The 26,715-nt window shown below is 70.4% G+C and carries 22 protein-coding genes; 12 read left to right on the top strand and 10 right to left on the bottom strand.

The window, feature by feature from the left end:
• Positions 1-140: 140 nt before the first annotated feature.
• Together ACTWNK_RS32125 and ACTWNK_RS32120 are read right to left on the bottom strand one after the other, a co-directional pair.
• A complete protein-coding gene (locus ACTWNK_RS32125; RefSeq protein ID WP_474308663.1) occupies positions 141-950 on the bottom strand; it encodes an ABC transporter permease in 810 nt (269 codons plus the stop codon).
• Positions 947-1,915 carry an ATP-binding cassette domain-containing protein gene (locus tag ACTWNK_RS32120; RefSeq protein WP_474308662.1) on the bottom strand — a complete coding sequence of 323 codons (969 nt, stop codon included), beginning with the start codon at positions 1,913-1,915 and terminating at the stop codon, positions 947-949. The genes ACTWNK_RS32125 and ACTWNK_RS32120 overlap by 4 nt, the downstream gene beginning before the upstream one ends.
• Before the next feature lie 190 nt (positions 1,916-2,105).
• Here ACTWNK_RS32120 and ACTWNK_RS32115 point away from each other — a divergent pair, with 190 nt between their 5' ends.
• Positions 2,106-2,660 (top strand): PH domain-containing protein, encoded by a 555-nt coding sequence (locus ACTWNK_RS32115; protein ID WP_474308661.1) that lies wholly within the window; start codon positions 2,106-2,108, stop codon positions 2,658-2,660.
• A 110-nt stretch (positions 2,661-2,770) separates the two neighbouring features.
• Complete coding sequence (locus tag ACTWNK_RS32110) at positions 2,771-4,267, top strand: PH domain-containing protein (RefSeq protein WP_474308660.1); 1,497 nt, start codon at positions 2,771-2,773, stop codon at positions 4,265-4,267.
• A 140-nt stretch (positions 4,268-4,407) separates the two neighbouring features.
• On the opposite strand, the gene sepH is transcribed toward ACTWNK_RS32110, so the two are convergent.
• Positions 4,408-7,095: a septation protein SepH gene (sepH, locus tag ACTWNK_RS32105; protein WP_474308659.1), complete on the bottom strand. Its 2,688-nt coding sequence runs from the start codon at positions 7,093-7,095 to the stop codon at positions 4,408-4,410.
• A 162-nt stretch (positions 7,096-7,257) separates the two neighbouring features.
• Positions 7,258-8,397 (bottom strand): S8 family peptidase, encoded by a 1,140-nt coding sequence (locus ACTWNK_RS32100; RefSeq protein WP_474308658.1) that lies wholly within the window; start codon positions 8,395-8,397, stop codon positions 7,258-7,260.
• A 145-nt stretch (positions 8,398-8,542) separates the two neighbouring features.
• On the opposite strand from ACTWNK_RS32100, the gene ACTWNK_RS32095 reads away from it, so the two are divergent.
• Complete coding sequence (locus ACTWNK_RS32095; RefSeq protein ID WP_474308657.1) at positions 8,543-9,481, top strand: hypothetical protein; 939 nt, start codon at positions 8,543-8,545, stop codon at positions 9,479-9,481.
• Positions 9,482-9,644: 163 nt separating this feature from the next.
• Here the strand turns inward: ACTWNK_RS32095 and ACTWNK_RS32090 are convergent, their stop codons facing one another.
• The 3 genes from ACTWNK_RS32090 to ACTWNK_RS32080 are packed head-to-tail and all read right to left on the bottom strand — an operon-like array spanning position 9,645 to position 12,943.
• Positions 9,645-10,940 (bottom strand): D-arabinono-1,4-lactone oxidase, encoded by a 1,296-nt coding sequence (locus tag ACTWNK_RS32090; RefSeq protein ID WP_474308656.1) that lies wholly within the window; start codon positions 10,938-10,940, stop codon positions 9,645-9,647.
• 26 nt (positions 10,941-10,966) lie between these two features.
• Positions 10,967-11,683 carry a polysaccharide deacetylase family protein gene (locus ACTWNK_RS32085; protein WP_474308655.1) on the bottom strand — a complete coding sequence of 239 codons (717 nt, stop codon included), beginning with the start codon at positions 11,681-11,683 and terminating at the stop codon, positions 10,967-10,969.
• Positions 11,684-11,740: 57 nt separating this feature from the next.
• Entirely contained in the window at positions 11,741-12,943 is a 1,203-nt protein-coding gene (locus ACTWNK_RS32080) for an MFS transporter (RefSeq protein WP_474308654.1), read from the bottom strand.
• Positions 12,944-13,108: 165 nt separating this feature from the next.
• Here ACTWNK_RS32080 and ACTWNK_RS32075 point away from each other — a divergent pair, with 165 nt between their 5' ends.
• The gene (locus tag ACTWNK_RS32075; RefSeq protein ID WP_474308653.1) at positions 13,109-14,305 is read left to right on the top strand and encodes a lytic transglycosylase domain-containing protein; all 1,197 of its coding nucleotides are present in this window, start codon (positions 13,109-13,111) and stop codon (positions 14,303-14,305) included.
• Between the two features lie 10 nt (positions 14,306-14,315).
• On the opposite strand, the gene ACTWNK_RS32070 is transcribed toward ACTWNK_RS32075, so the two are convergent.
• A complete protein-coding gene (locus ACTWNK_RS32070) occupies positions 14,316-15,311 on the bottom strand; it encodes a ferrochelatase (protein ID WP_474308652.1) in 996 nt (331 codons plus the stop codon).
• A 12-nt stretch (positions 15,312-15,323) separates the two neighbouring features.
• Here ACTWNK_RS32070 and ACTWNK_RS32065 point away from each other — a divergent pair, with 12 nt between their 5' ends.
• Both ACTWNK_RS32065 and ACTWNK_RS32060 read left to right on the top strand, forming a co-directional pair.
• Entirely contained in the window at positions 15,324-17,378 is a 2,055-nt protein-coding gene (locus ACTWNK_RS32065; protein WP_474308651.1) for a S9 family peptidase, read from the top strand.
• A complete protein-coding gene (locus ACTWNK_RS32060) occupies positions 17,375-18,172 on the top strand; it encodes an inositol monophosphatase family protein (protein WP_474308650.1) in 798 nt (265 codons plus the stop codon). The genes ACTWNK_RS32065 and ACTWNK_RS32060 overlap by 4 nt, the downstream gene beginning before the upstream one ends.
• A gap of 85 nt (positions 18,173-18,257) precedes the next feature.
• On the opposite strand, the gene ACTWNK_RS32055 is transcribed toward ACTWNK_RS32060, so the two are convergent.
• Positions 18,258-18,422, bottom strand: coding sequence for a hypothetical protein (locus tag ACTWNK_RS32055; protein ID WP_474308649.1), 165 nt, complete (start codon positions 18,420-18,422; stop codon positions 18,258-18,260).
• Positions 18,423-18,664: 242 nt separating this feature from the next.
• Here ACTWNK_RS32055 and ACTWNK_RS32050 point away from each other — a divergent pair, with 242 nt between their 5' ends.
• From ACTWNK_RS32050 to ACTWNK_RS32030, 5 genes are all read left to right on the top strand, one after another.
• Complete coding sequence (locus ACTWNK_RS32050) at positions 18,665-19,318, top strand: response regulator transcription factor (RefSeq protein ID WP_474308648.1); 654 nt, start codon at positions 18,665-18,667, stop codon at positions 19,316-19,318.
• Positions 19,319-19,374: 56 nt separating this feature from the next.
• Entirely contained in the window at positions 19,375-20,646 is a 1,272-nt protein-coding gene (locus ACTWNK_RS32045) for a sensor histidine kinase (RefSeq protein WP_474311033.1), read from the top strand.
• Between the two features lie 275 nt (positions 20,647-20,921).
• Positions 20,922-21,221: a DUF4193 domain-containing protein gene (locus ACTWNK_RS32040; RefSeq protein ID WP_474308647.1), complete on the top strand. Its 300-nt coding sequence runs from the start codon at positions 20,922-20,924 to the stop codon at positions 21,219-21,221.
• A gap of 26 nt (positions 21,222-21,247) precedes the next feature.
• On the top strand, positions 21,248-22,150 hold the full coding sequence (locus ACTWNK_RS32035) for a hypothetical protein (RefSeq protein WP_474308646.1): 903 nt from the start codon (positions 21,248-21,250) through the stop codon (positions 22,148-22,150).
• 288 nt (positions 22,151-22,438) lie between these two features.
• Positions 22,439-23,824 carry an alpha,alpha-trehalose-phosphate synthase (UDP-forming) gene (locus ACTWNK_RS32030; protein ID WP_474308645.1) on the top strand — a complete coding sequence of 462 codons (1,386 nt, stop codon included), beginning with the start codon at positions 22,439-22,441 and terminating at the stop codon, positions 23,822-23,824.
• Positions 23,825-23,828: 4 nt separating this feature from the next.
• On the opposite strand, the gene ACTWNK_RS32025 is transcribed toward ACTWNK_RS32030, so the two are convergent.
• Positions 23,829-24,119: a DUF4235 domain-containing protein gene (locus ACTWNK_RS32025; RefSeq protein WP_474308644.1), complete on the bottom strand. Its 291-nt coding sequence runs from the start codon at positions 24,117-24,119 to the stop codon at positions 23,829-23,831.
• Between the two features lie 106 nt (positions 24,120-24,225).
• On the opposite strand from ACTWNK_RS32025, the gene valS reads away from it, so the two are divergent.
• Positions 24,226-26,709: a valine--tRNA ligase gene (gene valS / locus ACTWNK_RS32020; protein ID WP_474308643.1), complete on the top strand. Its 2,484-nt coding sequence runs from the start codon at positions 24,226-24,228 to the stop codon at positions 26,707-26,709.
• Positions 26,710-26,715: the final 6 nt, after the last annotated feature.

Raw genomic sequence — 26,715 nt, 5'->3', positions numbered from 1 at the left:
CGGCGAAACGCCGGGAGCCTGCTGAGGCGGTGCTCCATGAGGTCTGCTCGGGGAGGATGGTGGAGCCCCCTGGCTCCCCGAGGTGGTGCGGCCTCGTGCCCCTGGTGAGCGCCGCCTGCGGGGTGATGGCGTGGGGCCGCTCAGGCGCGGCTCCTGAACACGCGGATGGCCAGCGGCGCGAAGACCAGGGCGAAACCGGCGGCCCAGAGCAGGGAGATCAGCGCCGGAGTGGCGATCTCACCGCCGATGAGCAGACCCCGGATGGCGTCGGCCAGATGGGTGACCGGGTTGACCTCGACCCAGCGCTGCAGCCACTCGGGCATCGTCGCCGTCGGCACGAACGCGTTGCTCGTGAACGTCAGCGGCATCATCACCGAGAAGGCGATCATCTGCACCTTCTCCGGGCTGGACGCCTTGAGCCCGATCAGCACCGACATCCACGACATCGCCAGCGACACCACCACCAGCAGTGCGGCGGCCCCGAGAATGCCGGCCACGCCGTTCTGCACCCGGAAGCCGAGGATGGCGCCGAAGCCCAGCAGCAGGCCGAAGGCCCAGATCTGCTTGAACGTGTCGGCCAGGATCCGCCCGGACAGCGGCGCCGTGCGGGCGATCGGCAGGCTGCGCAGCCGGTCGAACACACCCTTGGTGATGTCGGTGTTGAGGCCGATCGCCGTGGTGAGCGTGTAGAACAGGGCGTTCTGCACGACCAGGCCAGGCAGCGAGAACTGGAGATACTCCCCGGTCGAGCCGGAGATCGCACCACCGAACACATAGGTGAACAGCAGCAGGAACATGATGGGCTGGATGCTCAGATCGAGCAGCTCCCACGGATTGTGCTTGATCTGCACCAGACTGCGCCAGGCCAGCGTCATCGTCTGCCGCAGGGTCGCGCCGGGCCCCACCCGCCTGGCGGTGACCTTCGGCGCGTCGAGGGTCATCGTCGTCATGCGAAGGCCTCTTCCTTCTCCACATTGGGCTCGTCCTCGGCGCGGTGCCCGGTCAGGGCCAGGAACACCTCGTCGAGGCTGGACTTGCGCAGCGACAGCTCGGAGGCGACCACACCGAGGTCGTCGAGCCGCCTGACGATCGCCGAGACGACGGCGGGGTCGTGCACGGCGGCGACCGCCCGGCCCGACGTCACCTCGGGCACGGAGCCGACGATGTCGCCGACGACCTGCACCACCAGGTCGAGATGGCCGGGCTGCAGCGGCCTGACCTCCAGGACCTGCGCGCCCGTCGTGGACTTCAGCTCGTCGGAGGTGCCCGAGGCGATCACCTTGCCGTGGTCGAACACCACGATGTCGTCGGCGAGCTGGTCGGCCTCCTCCAGATACTGCGTGGTCAGCAGCACGGTGACGCCGTCGGCCATCAGCCCGCGCACGACGTCCCACAGCTCGGTGCGGCTGCGCGGGTCGAGGCCGGTGGTCGGCTCGTCGAGGAAGAGCACCTGCGGCCTGCCCACCAGGCTCGCGGCCAGGTCGAGCCTGCGCCGCATGCCGCCTGAGTACGTCTTGGTGGCCCGCCCTCCGGCGTCGGCCAGGTCGAACCTCTTCAGCAACTCGTCGGCCCGCTGGCGCGCCTGCGACCGGGAAAGGGCCAGCAGCCTGCCGATCATCACAAGGTTCTCGACGCCGGTCAGCATCTCGTCGACGGCGGCATACTGCCCGGTCAGGCCGATCAGCGACCTGACCTGGTGCGCCTGCTTCTGCACGTCATAGCCGTGCACGGCAGCCCTGCCCTCGTCGGGCCTCAGCAGCGTGGCAAGGATGCGCACGGCGGTCGTCTTGCCCGCCCCGTTGGGCCCCAGCACGCCGAGCAGCCGCCCCTGCGGCACCACGAGGTCGACCCCGTCGAGCGCCCGCGTCTCGCCATAGCGTTTGACCAGGCCCTCTGCCTGAATCGCGTATCGCATGCCCTGTCCTCTCGTTCATGTGCCCCCCATCTTGGACTGCGGCACTGACAGTTCTCTGAGACCTCGGCCACACCCGCTGACAGATCGCTGACACGCCCCGAAGCTTTCGTTGGTACGACCCGAAGCTCTCGCTGGTACGGCGGGCAAGGGCCTTGCCTGGCAGGGGGCCGCGATCTCCTAGGCTGGCCCTGTGAGCACACCAGCGAACGCAGAACCACCGCCGCCCGCAGCGCCGGGAGTGCTGCGCGACCCCGAGCACCGTGTGTCCCGCAAGGCGGTCACGTTGTGGCTGATCGAGTCGCTGATCGGCTTCGTCCTGCTGGTCGGCGGCACGTTCCTGGCCTCGCGCTGGATCGGCGGCAGCGGCTGGGGCTGGGTGCCCGAGTGGTGGTCGACGCGGCTGTGGCTGCCGCCGGTCGTCATGGCGCTCCTGCTGGCGCCGAGCGTGCTGGCCGAGCCGTTCGTGCGCTATGCCGTACACAGGTGGGAATACACCGCCGATGTGGTCTTCGCCAGGTCGGGGTGGTTGAGCAGGGAGTGGGTGTTCGTTCCGGTCAGCCGGATCCAGACGGTGGACAAGGCGCAGGGCTGGTTCGAGCGCATGCTGGGGCTGGCGACCCTGGAGATCCGCACCGCCTCGCACGCGGGCTCCTCCACCATCAAGGGCCTCGACCTGCACGTCGCCGCCGCGCTCGCCGAACAGCTGGCCCGCCGCGCCGAGCAGCTCAGGGACGACGCCACATGACCGCCGAGCACCCGGAGCCCCTGGAGCCTTCTTCAGAACCTTCCGAACCTTCCGAACCTTCCGAACCTTCCGAACCTTCCGAACCTTCGGAGCCTTCGGAGCCCGCGGTCGTGAGGCGTACGCGGCTCAGTCCCAAGGTGCTGATCATCGATCCGGTGCGGATGCTGCCCTCGCTGATGGTGCCGCTGATCGGTGTGCTGTTCGTGGGTGGGTTCTCGCCCAGTTCGTTCGGGTGGGCGGCGTTCGGCGTGGTGGGCACGGTGGTGTTCGCGGTGGTGCGCTGGGCGACGTTCACGTACCAGATCGTGGGCGACCGGCTGGAGCTGCACAGGTCGCTGGTGAGCCGGTCGGTCCGGACGATCCCGCTGGAGCGCGTGCGCGGAGTCGACGTCTCCACGCCTCCCATGCACCGGCTGCTGGGCCTGTCCGTACTCAAGATAGACACCGGGGCGAGCGGCGGCGGCGAGCAGGAGGGCGAGCTCGACGGCGTCACGATCGAGGAGGGCGAACGCCTCAAGGCCGTCCTGCTGCGCCGCGTGCGCGAGGCCAGGGCCGCGGCCCCTTCGCCGCAGGTCGGGCCGGACGCCGCCGCCGACGACGTCCAGGCCGAGCCGCCTCCTGTGGACGACCGGGTGGTGTTCAAGGTGCCTCGCCGTTGGCTGGCGTACGGGCCGCTGTCCGGGGCGTACCTGCTCACGCCGTTCGCGCTGGCCGGTGGTGCGATCGGGCTGTCGTTCCAGTGGGGCAACGAGCTCGGGATCGGGCAGCGCACGGCGATCGACGCCGGGCAGTGGCTGTGGGAGCGGCCGTACTTCCTGGTGGCGGCGTTCGTGCTGCTCGTGCTGGCGATGCCGTTCGTGGGCGGGCTGATGTACGCGCTGTTCAACTGGGATTTCACGCTGCGTGACAGGGAGGGCTATCTCGTCGCCGAGCGCGGCCTGCTCACCCGGCGCAGTGTCTCGCTCGAAGCACGCCGGGTACGCGGCTACGAGATCGTCGACTCCCTGGCCGAACGCTGGACCGGCATGGCCAGGATCTGGGCCATCGTCACCGGCCTCGGCGACTCCCAGACCAGAGGCCAGCTGCTGCCCGTGGTGCCGAGGCCTGTCGCCGAGCGGGTCGCCCACGAGGCCGTCGGGCCGTTCGCGGGGGAGTTGCGCACGCATCCGCCCGTCGCGCGGAGGCGCCGGCTGTTCAGGGCGATCGCGCCGTGGGCCGTGCTCGCCGTCGCCGCTGTCGTGGCCGGGGCTTTGACCGGTTTCGTCCTGTGGTGGATCCTCGCCGCCGTTCTGGTGGTTCTGGCCGGGCTCGGCATACCCCTCGGGCTGGACCGGTATCGGTCCCTGGGGCACGGGTATGACGGGGTGCGACTGTCTGTCCGGTCTGGGTCGTTGCGGCGCTCGCAGGCCATTGTGGAGCGTCGTGCGGTGGTTGGGTGGACGGTTCGGCAGACGTGGTTCCAGCGGCGGGCCGGGGTGCTGACGGTGGTGGCCGGGGTCGGGGCGGGAAACGGGGGATATGAGGCGGTTGATGTGTCGGTTGGGCAGAGTGTGGCATTTCCCGCCGATGTGACGCCTGAGTGGATCGAGCCGTTCGTGACACGGTGACGCGGTTGCGGGTGGTTGCGGGTGGTTGCATGCTGAGCGGCCTGTGGGTGGTGTGCCTGTCTCGTGTATGCATGGTGAACGCCGAAGGGCGGACCCCTGAGATGTGGGGTCCGCCCTTCGGCGTTCGGTGTGTGAGGCGGTCAGTCCGGGCGGCGGGCGCCGAACATGATCTCGTCCCAGGTCGGCACCGAGGCCCTGCGACCTCTCGCGCCCTTCTTCGGCTGGCGGGCCGCAGGGGCGGGAGGCGGTGACGGCACTGGTACGGGAGTCGGCGCGGGCGCCTCGGCGACCTGCTCTTCCTTGGTCCCCTGATCCACCGGCTCGGACTCCTTCGCCTTCTCGTCGGCCGTTTCGGTCTTGTCGGCCTGCTCGGTCTTGTCGGTAGGCCCGGGGACGGCCTGAGGTGGGGCTTCGGTGCTGACCCGCGCCGGGGGTACGGACGGCTCGGGTACGGCGGGGGGCTGCGGCTTGGGCTTGGGCCTGGGGGCCGCGGCCTCGGCTGCGGGTGTCTCGGGAGTTGCCGCTTCCTGGACCTGCTCCTGGGGGGCCTCGGTCGCGGGCTTGTCGGCCGATGCCGTCTCGGGAGCCGGTGGCGTGAGGGCCGTGGCTTCCGGGGTCGGCTCGGGCGTGGTCGGCTCGGGAGTCGTGGCCTCGGCTGCCTTCGGGGCCTCCGCCTGGGAGGCTTCTTCCCGCTCGCCGACGCCGGCCTCGACGCTGGTCGCCTCGCCGACGCCGACCGGCTGAGGGGCGGTCGGGGCGGTGGGAGTCGGTTCGGCGGCGGCCGGTTCGACGATGGGCGCTTCGGCGGCGGTGGCTGGCTCGGTGGTGGTGGCGGCCGAAGGCGTGGTCGCCTCGGCGGTTGCCTGGTCGGCGGCGCGCGACACTGCCCGCTCCGTCCCCGCCTGCGCCGACGCTTCCTGCACCGACTCAGCTTGCCCGGAGGCCTGCCCGGATTCGGCCCGCTCAGATTCGGCTCGCGCAGAGTCCGCGCGCTCAGAGTCCGCGAGCTCCGGCTTCGGGCCGAACGGCTCTGCTGCCACCGGGGTGGTGACGGCCGGGCCTGCGCTGGCGACCGGGTCGACGACCGAGGGCTCGGTGGGTACCGGGCCGGGTGCCGGGTGGTCGGTGGCGGCGGGCTGGGCGGGTGTGGCGGTGGCGGAGGGGGGCTCCGGGGTCGCCTGGTCGGTGGTGATCGGCGGTGTGGTGGTCGTCTCGGAGGGGGTGTGCTCGCGGGAGGCGACGGGCGCCTGCTCGGGAGTACGGGCCTCGTCGGCGACCGGCGTGGCGGGAGGCGCTACGGACTCGGGCGGCTGCGGAGCGGCGATGTGCTCCGCCCGCCGGTCCACGGTCTCCTGCGCGGCCGTCTCGCGCACGGCAGGCCGCACAGCGGACGCGGATGGCGTGGGCTGTGCAGGGGGCGTCGGCTGGGTGGCCTGCGAGGGCGGTGCGACAGGTGCCTGGTAGGCCTGCTGTGCGCGCTCGTCCACGCGGGACTGCGGCTCGACGGGAGCAGGGCGCGACGACGGGTGGTTGGCCTGGGAGTCGCGCGAGACATCCGAGGCGTAACCCGCGTCGCCGGAGTAACCGGGTCCGGAAGCGTAACCACGCTCAGAGGAGGAGTACCCAGACTCGGCAGGGTAACCGGGCTCGGCGGACCGGAAGCCGTGATCGCCCCTCGCCTGACGCCCATCACCATCGGAACCCCGGACTCCGTCGGCAACCCGGTCCCTCTCGGAACCCCGGCCGCCGTCAGCGAATGTCCGGCCACCGTCAGAGGGCCGACCGTCATCGAACGGCCGACCGCCGTCAGCAGTCCGCCCGCCATCGAAAGCCCGACCGCCGTCGCTCACGCGCCCGCCGTCGCCGGCGCGATCGCCATACCCCTGCTGCCCGGCCGCGTACCCCTGCTCCACCGACCTCGCCGGGTACTCGGGCTCGACCGGTCTCCCGGACGGCGAGTACCTCTGATCGGTGCGCGACGAATACCCGGTCTGCGCGTGGTCGCGCGAGGCGGGGTAGCCGTGCTGCTCGCTCGCCCCGTAACCGCCGTGCTGCTCGCCGCTCCCGTACCCGCCGTGCTCCTCGTGTGCCGGGGCACGATGCGGCTGCTCGTGCCGTACGACGGAAGGGAACGGCACCGGCGGCTGCATGAGCGGCTCGGCGGCGAGCGGCGGGACCGGCTGCAGCTTGGCCACGCGTGGCACGAACGGGGTGACCGTCGAGTCCTCGACCGCGGACGGCGCGGGCTCGGCGTAGTCGTCGCCGGACAGGCGCATCGACTCCTCGTCGTGCGGTGTGACATGACGGCGGCGCGGGTCGAACAGCCATTCGGCATGCCTCGTGTGACCGTTCCACACGTAGCCGAGCTTGACCCGCCACAAGCCGTCGTCGCGCTTGGCGGAGTCCCAGTCGATCTCGTCGGCGGGCACCCCCCGCCTGGTCAGGCGCTCGGCGACGAGTTCGCCGAGCGTGGGACCGGGAGCCGTGGCCCCGGGCAGCCTGACGGCGACGCGCTGCGCCTGCTGGGCGACGTACTCACGTTCCTGGAGCACGGGACCCTCGAACCAGCGGACTCGCTCGACCGGGATTCCGGCGGTCGCGGCGATCTGCTCCGCGGTCTCTCCGGCCCGGATCCGGGCCTGGATCTCCTTCGGACGCAACGGACTCTCCACTTCGATCTCGTACTGGCCGAGACGGGAGAAGTTGCCGCGGACGGCAGCACGGAGCCGGTCGTCCACGGGGAGTGTGAAACGGGTACCCCGTCCGGCAGTCGCCAGCACGAGATAGGTGCCGTCCTCACTCACCGCGACGAGTCGGAGCTCCTGCATGCGAGTCCCTTCGTCAGCGTGCTCATTCTTCCCCCGGACCCTTGAGTCTCTCGCGTGTGCCGGTTGCCTGCCAGCACCGTACCCGGCATGTCCGAACATCGCCTTCCTGGGATAGTCCCCAAGCGATGTGACGCCGGTCACATTTGTCGATTCCATCCCGGTTTAGAGACCGCCTGCGTGCAGCAGGAGGTTAGGGGTCCTCGACGGATTCTGACGAATCACGCCACGCGTCGCGGTGGACTTCAGCCAAGACGCGAGAGATTGCGGGCTGGCATCCCGATGGGACTCCAGATACAGGGCGGCCACTCCGGCCGCATGGGGAGCGGCCATGGACGTTCCGCTGAGCTTGCGCACGCCGTCCTGCGGCCACGCGGATGTCACCTCGACGCCAGGTGCGTACATCTCCACACAGGCCCCGAAGTTGGAGAAAGCGGCCCTGGTGTCGGAGGCGGCGGACGCGGCCACGGTGAACGCCGATCTGGCCCTGGCCGGGGACATCGCGCACGCGTCCGCGCCGCTGTTGCCCGCCGCCGCCACCACGAACACCCCCGAACGCACCAGCCCGCGCACCGCCGCGTCCAGAGCGCGCGAACGCACCCCGCCGATCGACAGGTTCGCCACGGCGGGCCCCGACGCGTGGCCGCGCACCCAGTCGATCCCGGCCAGCACGTCCGACATCGAACCTGAACCCTCGCACCCCAGCACCCGGACCGACGCGATGCGCGCCCGCTTCGCCACGCCGTACGTGGCGCCGCCCGCGATGCCCGCCACGTGGGTGCCGTGGCCGATGCAGTCGGAGCCGTCGCCGCCCGTCGCGTCGAACGCGCGCCAGGCCCTGTCGCCGAACTCCCGGTGCGAGACGTCGACCCCGCTGTCGATCACGTACACGGTCACGCCCTTGCCCGTGCCCGACGTCCTGAACGCCCCGTCCAGCGGCAGCGTGCGCTCGTCGAGCCGATCGAGCCCCCATGTCGTCAGCGCGTGCACCTGCCGGTCGGGTTCGAGCGAACGCACCCGCCTGTCCCTGCTCAGCTCCGCCGCCTCGCCCGCGCTCAGCCAGGTGGCGAAGCCAGGCAGTGCGGCGCTGTAGTACCGCCGCACACGTAGTCTGATGTCGCCGACCAGCTCACGGACGTCCGCCCGGCTCTTCGCCATCACGATGTACGGCCTGACGGGCTCGTCCGGCCCCTGCCGTACGGCGACGCCCGAAGCGGGGGTGATCGCGATCGACACGACGGTGGTCACGGCGGTCGCGAGCGCGGCTGCGGCGTAGACGCCGGGCAGGCCGGATCGGCGGGACACGGTCCTCCCCTGAGGGATCGGCCAATGGGTTCGGGATTGTGCGGACCTGAATCTGCCTGTCACACACGTCACAGGAACAACAGGACACGCGGTCGCGTCTACTTACGAAGAAGCTCTTTACCAAGAGGAAGGACTGAGTTCGGGGATGAGCGGCGAGCAGCCAAAGTTCGAGCTGAGCGTGCCGCAGATCGCAGGAGGCGCATTGGCCGCGGTGACCGCGGCGGTAGCGGCCTCCTATCTGGGAGTGGCGGGCACCTTCATCGGCGCCGCGGTCGCAAGCGTGGCCAGCACGGTGGGAAGCGCGATCTACACGTACTACCTCAGACGCACCGGCGACCAGCTCAAACAGCACACGGTGATCGCCTGGCGGGACCAACCGGCCCCACCGACGAAGATCGAAGGCGAAGGCGACCTCGCCACCGCCGCCCACGCCACCATCCGCCCCCCCACTCCGCCGAACGCCCTCCACCTGCCCGGCGACACCCCTGCGAGCGAAGATCGACAGGAGCAGTCGGCGGATGAAGCCCGGCATGAGGTCTCTGCGGGTGAACCCCAGAGACGACATCCCTCTGCGGATGCAACCCGGCTGGGTACGCCCGGCGCTCCCCTCGCAGGGGGGCTGTCCGGCGACGGCCCCGCGACGCTCGTGATGGCCCCCGTGGCGCCGCCGCGCCGCAGTCTGCCGTGGCCGCGCCTGGCCCTGGCCGCCGCGCTCGTCTTCGCCATCAGCACGGCCGGAATCCTGCTGTTCCAGGCTTTCACCGGCGCCCCGCTGGCCGACCAGGTCCCCGGCCGCTCCATCCCGGCCAAGCTCGACCACCCCAGCACCCCGCCCCCTTCCGACACTCCCGCGACCACCCCCACGACCGAGGACGAACACACCCCCGACCCCACGCCCACCCCAACCCCGGCTACCACCCCGACGCCCACCCCCACGGCCCCCGAGATCGTCGAGCCGTCGTCCGAGCCGACGACCCGCCCGACCCAGGAGGTGCCCGTCGACCCGGACGTCGAACAGGACAACCAGCTCCCGGCCCCACCGGAGGGCACCCCCCAGGGCGAGGCCGACCTCTCCGGAGAATGATCACGGCCCACTACGGCAGGCCCGGCCATGCTCCCCCGAGAGCACGTGGCCGGGCCCCGTCGCCCGACGCCCCTCCAGCACGACTTCGCCTGGGCGCCGTCACGTCGCCCGCAGCGCAGAAGCAGCCGCCCCTCCCGAAGGGCCGAAGCCCCGGCGGCGACGCCTACCCGAGCACCGACTCCAGGTAGGCGTTCCCGAACACCCGACCCGGATCCAGCGACTCCCGCAGCCGCAGGAAATCCCCGAACCGCGGATAAACCCCCGCCAAATACTCAGCCCCTCGCGTATGCAGCTTCCCCCAGTGCGGCCGCCCGTCCAACCGCGTCATGATCTCCTCGACCCCAGCGAAATACGCGGGATTGGGCGCCCCCCGATACACATGGCACGCCACATACGCCGAGTCCCGCCCGGAAGCCGTCGACAGCCAGGCCGTACTGGGCGGCGTCACCCGTACCTCGATCGGGAATGTGATCTTCCAGCCGGACCGTTCCACCAGGTCGCGCGTCTCGCGCAGCGCCTGGGCGAGCAGGGCGCGCGGCACGGCGTACTCCATCTCGAGGAAGCGCACCTCCCGCACCGAGTCGAAGATCCTGTACGACGTGTTCACCGACGACGAGTCGCCCAGGGCCTTGGCGTTGACCGCGTTGATGGCGGGGACGAGGCGTGGCAGTCGTCCGCCGATCGCGCAGGCCGCGCCGAACAGGGTGTTCTCCAGGAACACGTTGTCCAGCCAGTGCTTGAACGCACTCGGCGGCGCGGCGGGGCCGGGATGCCGGTTGTTCATCTTGACCAGGCATGCGTCGGTGTGCGGGATCCAGAAGAAGTCGAGGTGCTCGTTGGCCGACGTCAGGTCGTCGAGCGAGTCGAGGATGACGCTGAGCGGCATGCGCCTGCGCTGGTTGCGCAGCAGGAACGACGGCTCGACGCGCAGGGTGAGCGCGGTCAGCACGCCGAGTGCGCCGAGGCCGACCCTGGCGGCGTCGAACAGGGGGTCGCCGGGCCCGGCCGTGACCTGGGAGCCGTCGGCGAGGACGAGTTCGAGTTCGACGACCTGGTCGGCCAGGCCGCCGCTGTCGCGCCCGGTGCCGTGTGTTCCGGTCTGGATGGCTCCGGCCAGCGTCTGGGCGGTGATGTCGCCCATGTTGGTCAGCGCGTGGCCCTGCTGATGCAGGTCGTCGTTGAGCACGTGCAGGGGCGTGCCCGCCAGGACGCGCACCCGGCCGTCGCGCACCCGGCCGACGCCGGTCAGGCCGTGGGGGCGCAGCATGATGCCGTCGGTCAGGGCCACCCCGGTGAAGGAGTGACCCGTGCCGACCATGCGGACCCGTCTGCCCGAGGCCGCCGCGTCGAGCACGGCACGCGAGACGTCGTCGGCCGAGGCAGGCGTCCTTACCTCGGACGGCTCGGCCGACTGGTTGCGTGCCCAGTTGGTGAAGGTCGCCTTGCCACTGAATGTCACTCTGCCACGTTAAACATGAACGAAACTCATGTCCAGCCTTCCGGCACCGGGAACGAGTCTCCGGCCTGCAGGTCGAGCCGCTTGACGATCGACGACACGGGTACCAGATGGTAGCCCCTGCCCTTGAGCGTCTTGACGATCGTCGGCATCGCGTCGACCGTCTGTTTCACCCAGTCGTGCATGAGGATGATCGCGTCCGGCTTGGCCACGCTCAGCACCTGCTGGGTGATCGCCTTCTCGTCGCGCGTCGCCCAGTCCCTCGACCCGGCCGTCCACAGGATGATCGGCATCCCGAGCTCGGCCGCCACCTCGCTGGTGCTGAGATCGGCCAGGCCGTACGGCGGGCGCAGGAGCTTGGGCGTCACGCCGGTCGTCGCCTTCACGATGTCCTGGGTCCGGGTCACCTCCCTGCGGATGGCATCGATCTCCAGGTTGGTGAAGTTCGGATGGCTGTAGCTGTGGTTGCCGAGCTCGTGCCCCTCCTTGGCCATGCGCTTGGCGAAGGCGGGACGCGCCTTCACGTACTGCCCTTCCAGGAAGAACGTCACCTTGGCGTCGTATCTCTTCAGGGTGTCGAGCAGGGTGCCCGCGTACTTGCCGGGACCGTCGTCGAAGGTCAGCGCGATGCACTTGACCTTCGTGCAGTCGACGGGCGCGGGTTTCGGCGCGGCCGACGCGACGGCGGGTGTCAGGGTGACAGCGAGACACGCGATGGCCAGAAGTGATGTGAGGTGTCGGGACATAACAGTCTTTCGGGTGAGAGGGCTGTTACAGGAGGGGTTGTCCCGACGGTATCGAACTCAGCCGTTGGCAGGTGAGGAAGCCTCGGGAAGTCTCAGGAAACCCGAACCTCCCACGCCCACGATCACCGCGAGCAGCCCGCACGCCAGCGAGAACGCATAGGCGTTCGACGCGCCGAACGACTCCGTCAGCCGCCCACCGGCCCACGCCCCCAGCGCCACCCCGAACGCCACCGACGTCGAGATCCACGCCATGCCCTCGGTCAGCAACGACGTCGGCACCAACCGCTCGGTCAGCGCGAACCCGGTGATCAGCGTGGGCGAGATGGCGAACCCGGCGATGAACAGGAACACCGCGAGCACGGAAACGTTGCCCACGAAGGCGATCGGCACCAGCCCCACCGCGAACACGCCGAGCGCCCGCACGAACCTGGCCCGCAGCGAGATCCGCCAGGACCTGGCCCCGAACCACAGCCCCGACACCATCGACCCTCCGGCGAACGCCGCCAGCAGGAACCCGGCGACCCCCTTGACCCCCTGCTCCTCCGCGAACGCCACCGTGATCAGGTCCACCGACCCGAACACCGCGCCCAGCGCCAGGAACACACCCGACAGCAGGGCGATGCCGGGAATCGTGATCGGCGTGCCGCCGCTGCTCCTGCGCTCGCGCACGGGCGGCTCGGTCCTGCGCTGCGCGGCGAAGGCGAACGAGCCCAGCACCATGCACACCAGCGCCACGGTCAGCCCGGCGAACGGGTTCACCGCCGTGGCCAGGACGGTCACCAGCGCGGGACCGGCGACGAAGATGACCTCGTCGGCCACCGACTCGAAGGAGAACGCGGTGTGCATCCTGGCCGTGCCGCCGTAGAGGTTGGACCAGCGGGCCCTGACCATCGAGCCGAGCGAGAGCGACGTGGCCCCGACCAGCAGGCCCGAGGCGTACAGGGTCCACTCGGGCAGGTCGAGGCCGGCCGCGAGCATGAGCGCGGCCAGCGCCAGCGCGTTGAGCAGCGCGAACGGGAAGATGACACGCGCCTGCCCGAACCTGTCGACCAGCCGCCCTGACAGCGGCGCCGCGATGGCGAAGGAGAGGTTGGTGACCGCGGCGACGGCGCCCGCCGTGGCGTAGGACTGGGTCAGCGCCGAGATCAGCAGCACGATCCCGATGCCCAGCATCGACATCGGCATCCGCCCGACGAATCCGGCAATGACGAAACCCTTGACACCCGGGGCACTGAACAGCCCTCGGTACGGCCCGACCACTTGTTCCCCTTAACAGCACGTTGACGCCGCCGGCTCTCTAGCAACCGGTTCCCTCGCGTCCCGTGACGCGCCAACCTTTACGCATCAACTCCGGGATCAGCAAGTGAATATTCCGATGGATCGTCTAACGTGAGGCGAGTGTCCGCTCTTCCCACGTTCCGTTCCGTGATCGTGCTGTTTGCGATCGTGGCCACGCTGACGATCGCAGGCGGCGGGCTCGTCATGGTGGTCTACGACGACCAACCGGCCCGCACCCCCGCCGGATACGAACAGCCGGCACCCGCCGCCCAGCCCACCCAGCCCGTACGGCAGGCACAGCCGGGGCAGGGCGAGCAGAAGATCGACGCACTGGCGCCGCAGCCGGCGGTGTCGTTCGGGGCGGGCGGGCCCGGCATCACGCCGACGCCGCCCAAGCTGATGGCCGTGGTCGGCCAGGCGGTGCCCAAGGAGGTCAGGTTCGCACTGTCGGAACTGGCGGGCGTGCAGAAGACGATCGTGGTGGACGCGGGATCGGTGAAGGTCGCGGGCACGCCGTTGAACCTGCTGGCCGTCGAGCCCGCCGACTTCCGCTCCTGGACGCCCAAGGCGGTGGCCGACCAGCCGGAGATCTGGGCGGCCCTGCTGCGCGGGGAGTTCGTCGCCGACACCTCGGCGCTGCAGCGGTTCGGCCTGGTACTCGGTTCCGAATACCAGGTCGACGGCGGTCCCAGGCTGCGTGCCGCCGCGGCGGCCGGGCTCGGGCTGAGCGGCGTCGACGCCATCGTCAGCGCGCAGGTCGGCCGCACGCTCGGCCTGCCGCAGGGCGTCGCGGTCCTCGTGCACGGCCCCAAGGCCAGCGCGGCGAAGGTCGCCAAGGTGCTCGGCAAGGACGCCCAGGTCGTCACGCTCGGCGCACAGCGCGTGCAGACCAGCGCACGCAAGAGAGCAGGGACGGGCACGACGGCGACGCAGCCGCAGGCCGGACAGGCCGGGCAGGTGGGACGGCCGGGCACCTATCTGGAGCTGTACCAGCTGTCGGCCAGGCGCTGTCCCGGTCTGTCCTGGACGGTGCTGGCGGCGATCGGCCAGGTCGAGAGCTCACACGGCCGCAACAACGGCCCGTCCAGCGCGGGCGCGCTCGGCCCCATGCAGTTCATGCCCGCGACCTGGAAGTCCTACGGCGTCGACGGCGACGGAGACGGCAAGGCCGACATCTGGAGCGCCTACGACGCCGTGCCCTCGGCGGCCAACTACCTGTGCGCCACCGGAGGCGGCAAGGGCGGCAAGTACCTGGAGAAGGCCGTGTGGCACTACAACCACTCCTGGTCCTACGTGAACAAGGTCCTGGGCATAGCCAGAGGCTACGCCCAGACCTACGGCTGAGCTGCGGCGCTCAGGCCGAGGCGTGCGAGCGTGCGGTGAGGCCGGTCGTGGTGCGGCGGGCGGGGGCCGGGCAGCAGGTCAGCGCGCACGCGACCGGCTCCGGCTCGGCCAGCAGCTCGCCGATCATCCTGACGAACCTCGGATGCGTGCCCACCGTCGCGGCGCGCACCAGGGGCAGCCCCAGCTCGGCCGCCAGCGCAGCCGCCTCGGTGTCGAGGTCGTAGACGACCTCCATGTGGTCGGAGACGAACCCGATCGGCACCAGCACCACCGCCTCGCTGTCGGGGGCGATCGCGCGCAGATGGTCGAGCACGTCAGGTTCGAGCCACGGCACCTGCGGCGGCCCGCTGCGGCTCTGCCACACCAGGTCCCACGGCTCCCGTCGCCCGAGCGCGTCGCAGACGAGCTGGGCCGAGCGCCGCAACTGCGCCTCGTACAGACCGCCGCCGGGCCCGGCCGTCTCGGCCATCGTCACCGGAATGCTGTGCGCGGTGAACACCAGCCTGGCCCGCAACCCGTCGGGCACCCTGGCCAGCGCGTCGGCGACCCGGTCGGCCATCGCCTCGACGAAACCGGGATGCTCCCCGAAGTGCCGCATCTTGACCAGCTCGGGCCCTTCACCCAGCCCTTCGAGCGAGCGCCGCATGTCCTCGCGGTACTGCCTGCAGCTGGAGTACCCGGCGAAGGCCGAAGTGGCGAACACGGCCGCCCGGCGCACGCCGTCCGCCTTCATCCGCTCGACCGTGGCCTCCACGTAGGGCTCCCAGTTGCGGTTGCCCCAGTAGATCGGCAGGTCGATCTCCGGCTGCAGCGCGGCGATCAGGTCGCGGCACTGCCGGTTGATCGGACTGATGCCGCCGAAGCTCTGGTAGTGCGCCTCGACCTCCATCAACCGCTCGCGCGGGACCCCCCTGCCGCGCACCACGTTCTCCAGAAACGGCAGCACGTCCTCGGGTCGTTCAGGTCCGCCGAACGACAGGACGAGCAACGCGTCGTATGTCCCCATGACCAAAACTCTATGGCGGGCCAGGGGTGGTCCGTTGCGCGGGATGATCGGGGTAGGTTCGAGAGGGTGAGCGCTTTTGACGACATTCGCGAATACGTAGCCGTGCCGAGGGTGCAGTCCCTCAGCCTCTCGCCCGACGGGTCCAGGCTCGTGTCGGTGCTCCAGAGCCTCGATCCCGACGGCAAGTCCTACGGCACCGCCCTGTGGCAGGTGCCCCTCGACGGCACTCCCCATCGGCTGACCAGGTCGGCGAAGGGGGAGGCGGGGGTGGAGTTCACCCCGGATGGCGACGTGCTGTTCGTCTCGCGCAGGCCCGACCCCACCGTGAAGGACGGTGAGCAGGAGGCCCCCGCGCTGTGGTTGCTGCCGCGTGCCGGTGGTGAGGCCAGGCGCATCGCCACCAGGCCGGGCGGCATCGGCGGCGTGCGGGCCGAGGGCGAGGTCGTGGTGTTCGCCGCCGACGTCCTGCCGGGCGAGGAGAGCACCGAGGAGGAGCGCCGCAAGGCACGCAAGGACGCGGGCATCAGCGCGATCCTGCACGAGGGCTACCCGGTGCGCTACTGGGACCACGACCTCGGCCCCGGTGCGACCAGGCTGTTCGCCGCCACGCTCGGCACGGCCGAAGGCGAGGAGGGGAGCGAGCCCGCGCTCGTCGGCATCCGCGACCTGACGCCCGACGCCGGGCGCTCGGTCGGCGACTTCCGGCTCACCCCGGACGGCTCCACCGTGGTCGCCCTGTGGACGGTCTACCTCGACGCCGGCCAGAACCGCACCGACGTCGTCGCGATCGACGTCGCCACCGGCGCCAGGCGCACGGTGCTCGCCGCCGACGACGCCTACGAGTTCGGCGCGCCGCTCGCCCTCTCGCCCGACGGCCTGCGTGTGGCCTGCACGCGTGAGCGCATCTCCGGCCTCGACGTCTCCACCAGGTCCGAGCTGTGGGTGGCCGACCTGGCCACGGGGGAGGGCTCGGCCCACGCGCCCGACCTCTTCCCCATGGACCTGGCATGGGCGCCCGACTCCTCCGCCGTGTATCTGGTCGCCGACCACCAGGGCCGCCGCCCGATCTTCACCGTGCCGGTCGCGGGTGGCGAGGCGGTCAGGCTGACCGGTGACGACGCCGCCTACCTGAGCGTCTCGGCCGCACCCGACGGCGCCCACCTGTTCGCGCTGCGCAGCGCGATCGACGCGGCGCCAGGTCCGGTGCGGATCGACGCGGCCACCGGCGAGGTCGCCGAGCTGGCCTCGCCCGCGCCGCGGCCCGCCGTACCCGGCACGTTGAGCGAGGTCAGTGCGGTCGCCGACGACGGCACGACCGTGCGCGGCTGGCTGGTGCTGCCCGAAGGCGCGTCGGCCGACGACCCGGCGCCGTTCCTGCTGTGGATACACGGCGGGCCCGTGTCCTCGTGGAACGACTGGTCGTGGCGCTGGAACCCGTGGATCATGGCGGCGAACGGCTACGCGGTCCTGCTGCCCGACCCCTGCCTGTCGACCGGCTACGGCCAGGAGATGATCGACAGGGGCTGGGGCAACTGGGGCCCGCGCACCCTGGCCGACCTCGACGCGATCGTGGACGCCGTCCTGGCCCGCGACGACGTCGACGAGACGCGCGTGGCCGCGATGGGCGGCTCGTTCGGCGGCTACATGGCCAACTGGGTGGCCGGGCACACCGACCGCTACGCGGCGATCGTCACGCATGCCTCGCTGTGGAACCTCGACCAGTTCGCCGGGACCACCGACTTCTCGGTCTACTGGCAGCGCGAGTTCGGCGAGCCCGGCGGCGAGCGCTACCAGCTCCTGTCGCCGCACCTGGCCCTCGACAAGATCACCACACCGATGCTGGTGATCCACGGCGACAAGGACTACCGGGTGCCGATCGGCGAGGCGCTGCGGCTGTGGTGGGACCTGCGCCGCACCGGCGTGGAGTCGAAGTTCCTCTACTTCCCCGACGAGAACCACTGGATTCTCAAGCCGGGCAACGCCGTCGCCTGGTACGAGACCGTGCTGGCCTTCCTCGCCCAGCACGTGCTCGGCCAGGACTGGAAGCGCCCGGAGTCGCTCGGATGAGCACACCCGCCGAGCTCCTCGACCTGGCGCGCTCGATCGCCGTCGAGGCCGGTGACATGCTCCTGGCCAAACGCCCGGCCAGACCCGAGGTCCTGGCCACCAAGTCCAGCCCCACCGACGTGGTCACCGCACTCGACCGGGCGGCCGAAGACCTCATCCGCGCCCGCATCCTGGCGGCCAGACCGCACGACCGCATCCTGGGCGAGGAGGGCGGCGACTCACCCGGCACCTCCGAGGTCCGCTGGATCGTCGACCCCATCGACGGCACGGTCAACTTCCTGTACGGCCTGCCCGAGTGGGCGGTGAGCATCGCCGTCGAGGTGTCCGGCCAGGTCGTGGCCGGAGTCGTGAACGTGGTGCCGCGCGGCGAGGTCTTCACCGCCTCGCTGGGCGGCGGCGCGTGGCTGGCGGGGGAGAGGCTGAGCTGCACCACGGGAGTGCCGCTGGCCAGGGCCCTGGTGGCGACCGGCTTCGGCTACGAGGCCGGGCGCCGGGCGGTCCAGGCCGAGGTGCTGACCGGCGTGCTGCCGAAGGTACGCGACATCAGGCGCGGCGGCTCGTGCGCGGTCGACCTGTGCTCGGTGGCATCGGGCCGGGTCGACGCCTACTTCGAGCGCGGCCCGCAGTACTGGGACTTCGCCGCGGCCGGGCTGGTCGCGACCGAGGCGGGGGCCAGGATCGGCGGGCTCGGCGGCAGGCCGTACAACCCGGACATGACGCTGTGTGCGGCGCCCGCGTTGTTCGAGGAGTTGCACGCGGTGCTGCTCCCGCTCGATCCGGAGCGCGACGGCTGAGCGTGACGAGGCGGACAGACGCCTGTGGGCGGGACCCGATGAAGGGGTCCCGCCCACAGGCGTTTCATGCTGAGGCTGCTCGACCTCAGCGAGGAAGGGGGATTCCGTGCTCGTCCGCGAGCCGCCGCAGATCCTCGATCTCGGCGCCGAGCGCGTCGGCGAGGTAGTCGTCGCCTGTTGACCTGGCCTCGGAGAGACCCCGGTAAGCCTGGTCGAGGCGGTGCTCGATCGTGGTCGTGAACTCGCCCATCTCACCTTCTTTCTCAGGGGGGCGAAGGAGCGCCCACCGCCCGCCTGAAGAGGCGCATGCGTCTTCCTCGGCACACGGCAGTGGGTGTTGGGCCACCTGTACCCACGGTCCGCCCGAGTTGAAACCTCCCGCTCCTCGCGTGGTGGGTCTCGCTACCGCCGTACATGCCTTACCGTGCGCTTATCGGGCGTGTGGCGACAATGAGGTGCCGCAGCGGGACACGAGGAGAGGTGCCAGGGGCCGTGCGAGTGCTAGTGGTTGAGGACGAGAGGGTGCTCGCCGACGCGATCGCGACCGGCTTGAGGCGTGAGGCCATGGCGGTGGACGTCGCCTACGACGGCGGCAGCGCGCTGGAGCGCACCACCTACATCGACTACGACGTGATCGTCCTCGATCGCGACCTGCCGGTCGTGCACGGCGACGAGGTCTGCCGCAGGCTCGTCGAGCAGCGCAGCGCGTCGCGGATCATCATGCTGACCGCCTCGGGCGACGTCGACGACAAGGTCGAGGGGCTCGGGCTCGGCGCCGACGACTACCTGGCCAAGCCGTTCGTCTTCATCGAGCTCGTCGCGCGGGTGCGTGCGCTCGGCCGCAGGTCGGCCCCGGCGCTGCCGCCCGTGCTCGAGCGGTCGGGCATCCGGCTCGACCCGGGCAAGCGCCTGGTCGAGCGGGACGGCAGGGAGATCGGGCTGACCAAGAAGGAGTTCGCGGTCCTCGAGGAGCTGCTGCGCGCCGAGGGCGCGGTGGTCAGCCAGGAGGACCTGCTGGACAAGGCCTGGGACGAGAACATCGATCCGTTCACCAACGTCGTGCGCGTCACGATGATGACGCTGCGCAAGAAGCTGGGCGAGCCCCAGGTGATCGAGACGGTCCCAGGGGTCGGGTACAAGCTGTGACGGGCACTCCCGCCTTCCGGCCGCCGCCCGAACAGCCGGGGACGCCGACGCACCCCATGATCAGCCCGCACTCCCAGCGCCAGGCGTTGAAGGCCCAGCCGCCTCCGCCCACCGGCCCTCCGGCCTGGGACGGCCCGCCGCCTCCCGCCTCCGCCGCCCAGCAGCTCGGCGCGCTGGAGCGACTGCGCGAACTGCCGGGCAAGCTGAGCATCCGATGGCGGCTGACGGCCACGTACGGCGCGCTGTTCTTCGTGGCCGGTGCGATGTTGCTGTTCGTGATGAACACCATGATCGGTGGCATCGTGATGTCGAGCTGGCCGGACAAGCTGCTGATCCCCTCCGGCATGCCGCAGGCCTACATCGACGAGGTCAAGGAGATGTACCAGGGTTACCTGGACAGTGCGATCGCCGGGGTGCGTCAGGAGTTCCTCAGCCGCTCGGCCATGGCGCTCATCGGCGTCGGCATCCTGGCCGTCATCCTGGGCTACTTCGTCGCCGACAGGGCGCTGCGGCCGGTGCAGCAGATGACGGCGACGGCACGCAAGCTGTCGGAGAGCACGCTCGCCCACCAGCGCATCGACCTCCAGGGCCCCACCGACGAGCTGAAGGAGCTGGCCGACACCTTCGACGCCATGCTCACCCGGCTCAATGTGGCCTTCGACACCCAGCGAAGATTCGTGGCCAACGCCTCGCACGAGCTGCGCACGCCGCTGACCATCAACAGGACCGTGCTGGAGATCGCCCTGTCCGACCCCGAGGCGTCGGCCGACCTCAAGGCGCTCGGCCGTACCCTCCTCGAGGTCAACGCGCGCAACGAGAAGCTGATCGAGGGCCTGTTGCTGCTGGCCAGGAGCGAGCGGGAGCTGGCCGTACGCAAGCCGGTCGATGTCAGGGACGTCGCCAGGACGGCGGTCGAGCAGCTCGCGCCGGTCGCCGACGAGGCGGGCGTCACGGTCAGCACGGAGCTGGCGAGCGCCTCGACGGTGGGCGACCCGGTGCTGCTGGAGCGCAGTATCGGCAACCTCATCGAGAACGCGATCAAGTACAACGTGCCCGCCAACGGAAAAGTCTGGGTGCGGACGGGAATGGTGGAGGGCGCTCTGGTTGTTCAGGTGGCCAACACAGGCCAACATGTGCCGGCGTACGAAGTGAACAGCCTGTTCGAGCCGTTCCGGAGGCTGCACGCGGATCGTGTGGACTCGGCCAAGGGAGCGGGTCTGGGGTTGTCGATCGTGCGAGCGGTCGTGCAGGCACACGGAGGGAATGTGACCGCGGTTCCCCGCGAAGGCGGTGGACTTGTCGTGACCATTCGACTTGCCGGGCGCTGATCCGGCGGGGGGAGTCTCGTTGACGCCGTACATGTGGTTGGATGTGCCGTCGAACACGGTGATGCATGTCGCTGATGCTGTGGTTTTCGCCATATTTGGCTAACCAGGGCTGTCCGCGCCACGCCCCTCACGTGTAGGGAGGTTCATTGGCCGTCCCGGCGGGGCACAGATGGTAAATCTCCCAGACGGATACGGGCACAAGATGGGCCTCTCGGACGTTAGACCCGCGCGAGTTCGCGCGACGACATATAGATGAGGGGGATGGAGTAAGCACCATGGCTACCGATTACGACAGCCCGCGCAAGACCGATGACGACCTGAACGAGGACAGCCTTCAGGAACTTCAGGCGCGGCGCACCGACAAGTCATCGGGCAGCATCGACATCGACGAGACCGATCTCGCCGAGTCGCTCGAGCTGCCCGGCGCCGACTTGTCGAACGAGGAGCTGTCGCTTCGCGTGATTCCGCGTCAGGCGGATGAGTTCACGTGTTCGCGGTGCTTCCTCGTGCACCACCGCAGCCAGCTGGCCTCCGAGAGGAACGGGCAGCAGGTCTGCCGGGAGTGCGCAGCCTGACGGAACCCCTGAGGAGGCTCCGCATCGTGTCATCACAGAAAGAGGAGCGTGACGGCTCCACCACACCCGAGTCGTCACCCACCTCCCTGCCGGAGGACAGCCGAGCGCCGGACACGTCCACGCATCAGGCCGGGCCGGAGCACGACGAGGTCGGCGACCTCGTCGGCCGGCTCACCGAGCCGGGTGAGTTGGACGGGGCCGAGCGGCGCAGGCTGCTCGGCCGCCTCGCCAAGGCCCTGACGAGCGGGGCGAGGAAGGCCGGAGCTTCCGGTGTCGGACGGGGCCGCTGGCTCGCCGACGTCTTCATGAACATCGCCCCCCGGATCCCGATCCGCGACCTGGCGACGTTGTCGGAGCACCATCACGGACTGACGGGCGAGGCCCTGGCCGACGACCTGGTGCGCACCGCGGCCAAGGCCACGATGACCGTCGGCGCCATCGGCGGAGCGCTCGCCGCGGCGGAGTTCGCCGCACCCCCTCTGCTGCTCTCCGCCCCGGCCCAGCTCGTCGCCGAGACGATCGTGGTGGCGGCCATCGAGGTCAAACTCCTGGCCGAACTGCACGAGGCGTACGGCGTGCACGTCCAGGGCACGGGCACGCAGCGCGCCGCGGCCTTCGCCGTGGCGTGGTCCAAGCAGCGGGGCATCGACCCGCTGGCGCCCGCATCGGTCACCCTGGCGCTGGGCGCCGCCACCAAGACGGCCCTGCGCAACCGCCTGATGCGTACTCTCGGCCGCCACCTGACCACACTCGGCCCCTTCCTCACCGGAGCGGTCGCGGGTGGTGCGCTCAACCGGGCGGCGACCAGGAAGCTGGCCGCGGCCGTACGCAAGGATCTGGAGGCCAAGCGCGGCTACCCGTCGCTCGACCGGGCGGCGAAGGGGCAGGTCGAACGCGGGACCAAGGGGGAGCTGGAGTCCGGGGGATAGGACGCGGGCGCCGAGGGGCGTGCCGGGTCGGGGGTGTGCCGGGGGGCGCAACGGGGGCATGAGGCCGACAAGGCCGGGCATAGGGGCGGGGGCGCCGGGACCGGCGTCCACCCAGAGAGTTCTTCGCGCCCGCTGAGGGGTTGTCGAGAGCCACATCACTGGTGTGGTGGATCACCTGTCAAGCGGTTCGTGTTTGTATGCCCGAATTGGGGGGAAAGTCACTTTGCCGCCCTTCTTCGTGTTGGAACCGTCGCGGCGCGAGCACTTTCCGACCCTAGGAGGACCCGGGTGACTGCCCGCAGTTCGTTTCTGATCGTGGCGAACCGCCTTCCCGTGGACAGGACGATCCTGCCCGACGGGTCGGCCGCGTGGCGCAGGAGCCCAGGCGGGCTGGTCACGGCCATCGCGCCCGTCATGCAAAGGCGCGACGGCGCGTGGCTGGGCTGGCACGGCGCTCCCGACGAGCTACTCGACCCCTTCGACCAGGACGGCATGCACCTGATCCCGGTGCCGCTGTCGGACCGCGAGATCGAGCTGTACTACGAGGGTTTCTCCAACGCCACCCTCTGGCCGCTCTACCACGACGTGGTCGCCCCGCCGATCTTCGAACGCGAGATGTGGGAGTGCTACCGCGAGGTCAACGAGCGTTTCGCCACGGCCGCGGCCGAGGTCGCCGACGAGGGCGCCGTGGTGTGGGTGCAGGACTACCAGCTCCAGCTCGTGCCCGCCATGCTGCGCAAGCTCAGGCCCGACCTGCGCATCGGCTTCTTCCTGCACATCCCCTTCCCGCCCGTCGAGCTGTTCTGGCGGCTGCCGTGGCGCAGGGAGCTGGTCGAAGGGCTGCTCGGGGCCGACCTGGTCGGTTTCCAGCGGCCCGGCGGCGCCTCCAACTTCGTCAGGCTCTGCCGCCGCCTGCTCGGCCTGCAGTACAAGGGCAACGAGGTCTATGTCGACGACCGGGTGGTGACCGCGCAGTCCTTCCCGATCTCGGTGGACTTCAGCGAGCTCGACCAGCTGGTACGCGAGCACCGGATCGTGGCCAGGGCCAAGGAGATCAGGGCCGAGCTCGGCGATCCCGAGCACGTGCTGCTCGGCGTCGACCGTCTCGACTACACCAAGGGCATCGGCCAGCGCCTGGAGGCGTTCGGTGAACTGCTCGACGAGAAGGCGGTCGCGCCCGGCGAGGCGGTGTTCATCCAGGTCGCCACGCCCAGCAGGGAGCGCGTGGAGGAGTACCGCAGGCTGCGCGACGACATCGAGCTGCAGGTCGGCAGGACCAACGGCGAGCACGCCCAGATGGGGCACCAGCCGATCCAGTACTTCCACCAGTCCTACGACCGCGAGGAGCTGGCCGCGCTCTACCTCGCGGCCGACGTGATGGTGGTGACGCCGCTGCGCGACGGGATGAACCTGGTCGCCAAGGAGTACGTCTCCTGCCACCACGACATGCGCGGGGCGCTCGTGCTCAGCGAGTTCGCGGGAGCCGCGGACGAGCTGCGCCAGTCCTATCTGGTCAACCCCTACGACGTGGAGGGGCTCAAACGCACGATGCTGACGGCGATGCGGGCCACGCCGCACGAGCTGGCCAGGCGGATGCGCGCGATGCGCCGCCGGGTGGCCACCTACGACGTGGACCGCTGGGCGAGTGAGTTCCTCGCCGCGCTGGAGGCGTGAACCCCTAGCTCTTCAGCTCGCGGGCGGTCGACTTGACCGCCCGCCAGGCGTCGTAGCGCTTCTTGGCGGTGCGGTTGATGACGATCTGGGCGACCTGCATGCCCACGCCCATCACCACGGCATAGCCGATCGCCTCGGCCATGCTGACCTCGGCGGAGTCGGGGTCGACGGGCGGTTCCTTGCCCGTCGCCTTGACCCAGGCGAAGCCGAGCACCTTCTTGGCCGCCCACGCGGTGCCGATCCCCACGAGGCCGCCGATCACGCGCCAGGCGAGGTCCGGCTTCTCATCAGCCATGTCTGCGTTCCTTCCCATGGGACGAACCCTAGTCTCTTTCGGTATTGGGGCCGCTGAAGCCGTACCATAAGGCGGCATGACTCATACGCGACCGCGCCATGCGCCCATGCCCGAGAAGCCCACTCTCGACGGCCTGGAGTCGGTATGGGTAGCCCGCTGGGAAGCCGAGGACACCTACCGGTTCGACCGTTCGGCCACGCGCGAGCAGGTCTACTCGATCGACACGCCGCCGCCGACGGTGTCCGGGTCGCTGCATGTCGGCCATGTCTTCTCCTTCACCCACACCGACGTCATCGCTCGCTACAAGCGCATGACCGGCAAGTCGGTCTTCTACCCTCTGGGCTGGGACGACAACGGCCTGCCCACCGAACGGCGGGTGCAGAACGTCTACGGCGTTCGCTGTGATCCCTCCCTTCCCTACGACCCGCACTTCACTCCTCCCGACAAGCCGGGCAAGCGCGAGATCTCGGTCTCGCGGCGCAACTTCGTCGAGCTCTGCCACCGGCTGACCGAGATCGACGAGCAGGCCTTCGAGGAGGTCTGGCGCCGGGTCGGGCTGTCGGTCGACTGGTCGCTGCTCTACACGACGATCAGCGACCGGGCCAGGGCCGTGTCGCAGCGCGCCTTCCTGCGCAACCTGGCCAGGGGAGAGGCCTACCTCTCCGAGGCGCCCACGCTCTGGGACGTCTCCTACCGCACGGCGGTCGCCCAGGCCGAGCTGGAGGACCGGGAGTGGCCTGGCGCCTTCCACAAGGTGTCCTTCTACGGGCCCAGGGGGCCGGTCTGGATCGAGACGACCAGGCCGGAGCTGCTGCCCGCCTGCGTGGCGCTGGTGGCGCACCCCGACGACGAGCGATACCGCGACCTCATCGGGCAGAGCGTGCTCAGCCCGCTGTTCGGCGTCGAGGTGCCCGTGCTCGCCCACCGGCTGGCCGAGCCGGACAAGGGCACCGGCATCGCGATGATCTGCACGTTCGGCGACGTCACCGACGTGATCTGGTGGCGCGAGCTCGACCTGCCGACCAGACCGGTCATCGGCTGGGACGGCAGGCTGCTGCCCGAGCCCCCCGAGAGCGTCGAGGCCGAGCCGTACAAGGAGATCGCCGGAAAGACCGTGCACTCGGCGCGTGAGCGGATCGTGGAGTTGCTGCGCGAGTCGGGCGACCTGGAGGGCGAGCCGAGGCCGGTCTCGCGCACGGTGAAGTTCTACGAGCGCGGCGACAGGCCTCTGGAGATCGTCACCACCCGGCAGTGGTACATCCGCAACGGCGGTCGTGACGCCGAGCTCAGGCGGCGGCTGCTGGCCAGGGGGGCCGAGCTGCGCTGGCATCCGCCGCACATGCGCGTGCGCTACGACAACTGGGTGGAGGGCCTGGCCGGTGACTGGCTGATCTCGCGTCAGCGCTTCTTCGGCGTCGCCATCCCGGTGTGGTATCGGCTCGACGCCCAGGGGCAGCCGCTGCACGACGAGCCGATCGTGCCGTCGGAGGACACGCTGCCGGTCGACCCGTCCTCGCAGGCGCCTCCCGGCTACAGCGAGGACCAGCGCGGCGTGCCCGGCGGGTTCGCCGGTGACCCCGACGTCATGGACACCTGGGCGACCTCGTCGATGACGCCGCAGATCGCGGGCGGCTGGGGCTCCGACGACGACCTGTTCGGCCGGGTCTACCCGATGGACCTGCGCCCGCAGTCGCACGAGATCATCCGCACCTGGCTGTTCGCCACCGTGGTCAGGGCCGACGCCGAGTTCGGCGGCGTGCCGTGGCGCGACGTGGCGATCTCCGGCTGGATCCTCGACCCCGACCGCAAGAAGATGTCGAAGTCCAAGGGCAATGTCGTCACGCCGATGGACCTGCTGGAGCAGCACGGCTCCGACGCGGTGCGCTACTGGGCGGCCAGCGGCAGGCTCGGCGTCGACACCGCCTTCGACGCGGGACAGCTCAAGATCGGCCGCAGGCTGGCCATCAAGATCCTCAACGCGTCGAAGTTCGTGCTCTCCTTCCCCGCCGTCTCCGGCGGCGAGCGGGTCACCGAGCCCGTCGACCTGTCGATGCTTGCCGGGCTGGCCCAGACGGTCCGCGAGGCCACCGACGCCTTCGAGGCCTACGACTACACGCGGGCCCTTGAGGTGAGCGAGCGCTTCTTCTGGGAGTTCTGCGACGACTACCTGGAGCTGGTCAAGGCCAGGGCCTACGAGGAAGGGCCCGAGGCGGAATCGGCGCGGGTGGCGTTGCGCCGGGCGCTCGACGTGCTGCTGCGGTTGTTCGCGCCGTTCGTGCCGTTCGTCACCGAAGAGGTGTGGTCGTGGTGGCGCGAGGGCTCGATCCACCGCAGCACCTGGCCGCAGCCCGAGCCGGGCGAAGGCGACCCGTCGTTGCTGGCCGTGGTCTCGCGTGTGCTGCGGCTGGTGCGCAAGGCCAAGTCGGAGGCCCAGGTCTCGATGCGGGCCGAGATCGCCCAGCTCGCGGTCACCACGCCCGACCTCACCCTGGTGCGCCAGGCGGCCGACGACCTGTGCGGGTCGGGCAATGTCGATGAGTTCGTCCTGGAGCAGGGCGAGGAGCTCACGGTCACGGTGACGCTGGCCTGACGGTCC

Source organism: Nonomuraea sp. IBHARD001, from assembly GCF_056106265.1.
Note: the sequence above shows the minus strand (reverse complement) of the source record. Positions and strands in the feature narration are given on the sequence as shown.

Excerpts from the sequence above, each read along its gene's own strand:
- ACTWNK_RS32085 (WP_474308655.1), bottom strand. The coding sequence starts at position 11,683 with ATGTCCCGACACCTCACATCACTTCTGGCCATCGCGTGTCTCGCTGTC.
- ACTWNK_RS32120 (WP_474308662.1), bottom strand. The coding sequence starts at position 1,915 with ATGCGATACGCGATTCAGGCAGAGGGCCTGGTCAAACGCTATGGCGAG.
- ACTWNK_RS32055 (WP_474308649.1), bottom strand. The coding sequence starts at position 18,422 with ATGGGCGAGTTCACGACCACGATCGAGCACCGCCTCGACCAGGCTTAC.
- ACTWNK_RS32040 (WP_474308647.1), top strand. The coding sequence starts at position 20,922 with ATGGCTACCGATTACGACAGCCCGCGCAAGACCGATGACGACCTGAAC.
- ACTWNK_RS32025 (WP_474308644.1), bottom strand. The coding sequence starts at position 24,119 with ATGGCTGATGAGAAGCCGGACCTCGCCTGGCGCGTGATCGGCGGCCTC.
- valS (WP_474308643.1), top strand. The coding sequence starts at position 24,226 with ATGCCCGAGAAGCCCACTCTCGACGGCCTGGAGTCGGTATGGGTAGCC.
- ACTWNK_RS32095 (WP_474308657.1), top strand. The coding sequence starts at position 8,543 with ATGAGCGGCGAGCAGCCAAAGTTCGAGCTGAGCGTGCCGCAGATCGCA.
- sepH (WP_474308659.1), bottom strand. The coding sequence starts at position 7,095 with ATGCAGGAGCTCCGACTCGTCGCGGTGAGTGAGGACGGCACCTATCTC.
- ACTWNK_RS32070 (WP_474308652.1), bottom strand. The coding sequence starts at position 15,311 with ATGGGGACATACGACGCGTTGCTCGTCCTGTCGTTCGGCGGACCTGAA.
- ACTWNK_RS32045 (WP_474311033.1), top strand. The coding sequence starts at position 19,375 with ATGATCAGCCCGCACTCCCAGCGCCAGGCGTTGAAGGCCCAGCCGCCT.
- ACTWNK_RS32060 (WP_474308650.1), top strand. The coding sequence starts at position 17,375 with ATGAGCACACCCGCCGAGCTCCTCGACCTGGCGCGCTCGATCGCCGTC.
- ACTWNK_RS32125 (WP_474308663.1), bottom strand. The coding sequence starts at position 950 with ATGACGACGATGACCCTCGACGCGCCGAAGGTCACCGCCAGGCGGGTG.
- ACTWNK_RS32065 (WP_474308651.1), top strand. The coding sequence starts at position 15,324 with ATGGCGGGCCAGGGGTGGTCCGTTGCGCGGGATGATCGGGGTAGGTTC.